Genomic DNA, 3,437 nt, shown 5'->3' on the forward strand with positions numbered 1-3,437 from the left:
TTCCCCTAACGAGTTTTTCAAGTGCTATAGATTATGAGGTTTGTCCGGATGCGACAGTACCTATAGAAGTTGTAGCCATGGCAGAGAATTACAATTTAGCAGACGTTACTATAGCCTGGTTTAAGGATGGTGATGTAATCACAGGAGAGACAGGTCTTACCCTACCAGTATTAGAAGGTGGTGTGTATTCTATAGAAGTAACCTTTAATGACACAGGTTGTTTTAACACCACAGATATTACGGTCATAGAGCTTCCATTCTGCGAGTTTCCACAAGGTATTTCACCAGGAGAATTAGATGGTTTAAATGATCGTTTTGACTTGAGTAATTTCAATGTTGTTCAACTAGATATTTACAACCGTCATGGACGTTTAGTGTACTCTAAAAGCAACTATACAGATCAGTGGTATGGTCAGACAGATGATGGTAAAGATCTCCCTGTAGGTACTTATTTCTATAGTGTGGTTTATGAAGGAGGCGCCAAACGTAAAACAGCATGGGTTTATATTAACCGTTAACAACTAACTATAACAACAACCAATACGCTCTCTTAAATGTAAGAGAACTATAAACACAATTCAATGAAAAAACTATCACTTATACTCGTCTTGCTATTGGCTATAGAGAGCTATGGTCAGCAAGATCCACAGTACACACAGTACATGTATAATATGAACATCATTAATCCTGCCTATGCAGGTTCTAGAGAGAATCTTTCTTTTGGCGTACTATATCGTACCCAATGGGTAGGTATCGATGATGCACCAAAGACAGGAACCTTCTTCGGTCATTTACCAGTAGGTGAAAAAGTAGGTTTAGGACTCTCTTTAATCACTGACCAAATAGGTCCAGTAACAGAGACCAATGCCTATGCCGATTTCTCCTACACGCTCCAATTAGGAGGTGATCATCGCTTAGCCTTTGGCCTTAAAGCAGGGGCAACGTTTCATAATATAGGAACATCAGGCGTTTTTGTCATCGATCCTAACGATCCTTTCTTTTCACAAGATGTTAATAAGGTGACACCAAATATAGGTGCAGGATTTTTCTATTACACAGACAACTATTACTTAGCAGGATCTGTTCCTAATATTTTAAACTCGGTACACTTAGACGCTAATGGTTTTGAACTTGGCTCAGAGACTAATCATTATTTTATAACAGGTGGTTATGTGTTTCAATTATCTGAAAATACCAAGTTAAAACCATCGTTTTTAGTAAAATCTGCCTTTAGCGCACCAACATCCTTCGATGTCAATGTAAACGCATTATTTTATGAGAAGTTTGAGATTGGAGCCTCGTATCGTTTAGATGATTCATTCTCAGGAATGGTCAACTTTTTAGTAACGCCAGATATTAGAATAGGCTATGCTTACGATTCGGTATCCTCAGAGATTAGAGATTTTGGACCATCATCACATGAGTTTTTTGTGTTGTTTGATCTTAATTTCCCGAAACGCGTTTCACGTTCACCACGATATTTCTAACCAGTTAAGCTCATAAGCCTTATGAAAAATTTAAAAACTATACTATTATTAGCCCTTGTGAGTAGTTTCAGCTTAGCTGCTCAGAATAAAGACACCAAAAAAGCCGATAAGCACTTCACTCGTTTTGAGTTTGTAGAAGCTGCTGAAGACTATAATAAACTTGTAGCCGATGGCAAAGGAGACACTTATGTTTATACCCAACTTGCAGAGTCGTATTATAATATCTTTAATACAGAAGAAGCAGAACGTTGGTATGCCAAAGCACTAGAGAGTTCTTCTAATCCAGAGACCATGTACAAGTATGCAGAGATGCTAAAGTCTAATGGTAAGTATGAAGCATCCAATGAGTGGATGGCTAAGTTTGCCAAAGCACGTCCTGGAGATATTAGAGCCATTGCCTTTAATAAGAATCCAGACTATTTACCTAAGATTTTAGAAAAAGGTAAGAAGTTTAATGTTCAGAATCTAGAAGGATTAAACTCAGAACAATCTGATTTTGGAGGCACATTACAAAATGGCACACTATACATTGCTTCAGCACGTAATGATAATCGAAGAACCTATGGTTGGAACGAACAACCATTCTTAGATATCTACAGTGCCACAAAGAACAGTGATGGATCCTATCAAGAACCATCACTTATGAATGATGAGATCAACACTAAATATCACGAAGGCCTAGTCTCTTTCTCACCAGATGGTAACACCATGTATTTCTCTAGAGAGAGTTACTTTGAAAAAGTATTTGAAAAAGATTCGCTCACCAGAAACCGTTATGGTGTACTTCACTTATTTAAAGCCAGTAAACTAAGTAATGATTGGGATAATGTAGAAGGCTTTGCTATAAATAGTCAAAACTATTCTGTAAAAAACCCATCGGTAAGCACAGACGGAAAGACCTTGTACTTTGCCTCAGACATGCCAGGAGGTTTTGGTAAGTTCGATATTTATAAAGCATCCATTAATGCCGATGGTACTTTAGGGGATCCTGAGAACTTAGGGCAGAACGTCAATACAGAAGGCCAAGAGATGTTTCCTTACAGTAGTAGTAATGGTAATTTATACTTCTCTTCTAATGGTCACTTAGGTCTAGGAGGATTAGATGTATTCTATACCAAGATGATCGATGGTAAACAAGCACCAGCCAGGAATGTAGGTGTGCCTGTAAACTCTAACGCCGATGATTTTGCTTTCACCCTTGATGAAGAAAGTGAAGAAGGTTTTGTATCCTCTAACAGAGAAGGTGGAGCAGGAAGTGATGATGTCTATGCTATAAAGAAAATACAACCACTATGTGATGTAGTACTTATGGCTGTTGTTACAGACGATAAAACAGGCAATCCGATAGCAGGTGCCACAGTGACGCAATACGATAGTGAGGGTAATAAGCTAAACTCTAAAACAACCAACACTAATGGTGAGGCAGAGTTTATTGTAGAGTGTGATACCACTAACGATTTAGAGGTGACCATGATGGAATACGATAGTAAGCGTGTTACCGTTGCAGGTACTCAAGAGGAAGAGAATAGAGTACCAATTGCTCTAGATCCAATAGAGAAACTTATTGTTGAAGATAAAATAGAACTCAATCCTATTTATTTTGATTATGATAAATCTAATATCACAGCACAGGCCGCTTTTGAACTAGATAAACTCGTACAGATCATGCAAAAATATCCAGATATGGTTATTAGTGCAGAATCACATACTGATAATAGAGGTTCTGCATCCTACAACGAACGATTATCTGATAGACGTGCTAAAACTACAGTAGCTTACGTCATCTCTAAAGGGATTGATAAAGCTAGAATCTCTGGAATGGGTAAAGGCGAAAACCAGCCTAAAGAAGATTGCGGCACTAAATGCTCAGAAGAACAACACCAAACCAACAGACGCTCTGACTTTATCATAACCGCTGGTGGACCTGGACAACAATAAAAATTACAAAAA

At 38.1% G+C, this 3,437-nt stretch carries 3 protein-coding genes; all 3 read left to right on the plus strand.

The genetic code is table 11. The features are described 5' to 3' along the window. On the plus strand, positions 1–518 hold a 518-nt coding region (locus RM697_RS13620; protein ID WP_311428450.1), incomplete at its 5' end, for a T9SS type B sorting domain-containing protein. Between the two features lie 63 nt (positions 519–581). Then, a complete protein-coding gene (locus tag RM697_RS13625; RefSeq protein WP_311428451.1) occupies positions 582–1,487 on the plus strand; it encodes a PorP/SprF family type IX secretion system membrane protein in 906 nt (301 codons plus the stop codon). A gap of 21 nt (positions 1,488–1,508) precedes the next feature. Next, on the plus strand, positions 1,509–3,425 hold the full coding sequence (locus tag RM697_RS13630; RefSeq protein ID WP_311428452.1) for an OmpA family protein: 1,917 nt from the start codon (positions 1,509–1,511) through the stop codon (positions 3,423–3,425). The last annotated feature ends 12 nt before the right edge of the window (positions 3,426–3,437 follow it).

It is taken from the genome of Microcosmobacter mediterraneus, from assembly GCF_031846265.1.
Lineage (GTDB): Bacteria > Bacteroidota > Bacteroidia > Flavobacteriales > Flavobacteriaceae > Microcosmobacter > Microcosmobacter mediterraneus.

What these genes read in the sequence shown, in the direction of transcription:
- RM697_RS13625 (WP_311428451.1), top strand. Translation starts at nt 582, where the DNA reads ATGAAAAAACTATCACTTATACTCGTCTTGCTATTGGCTATAGAGAGC.
- RM697_RS13630 (WP_311428452.1), top strand. Translation starts at nt 1,509, where the DNA reads ATGAAAAATTTAAAAACTATACTATTATTAGCCCTTGTGAGTAGTTTC.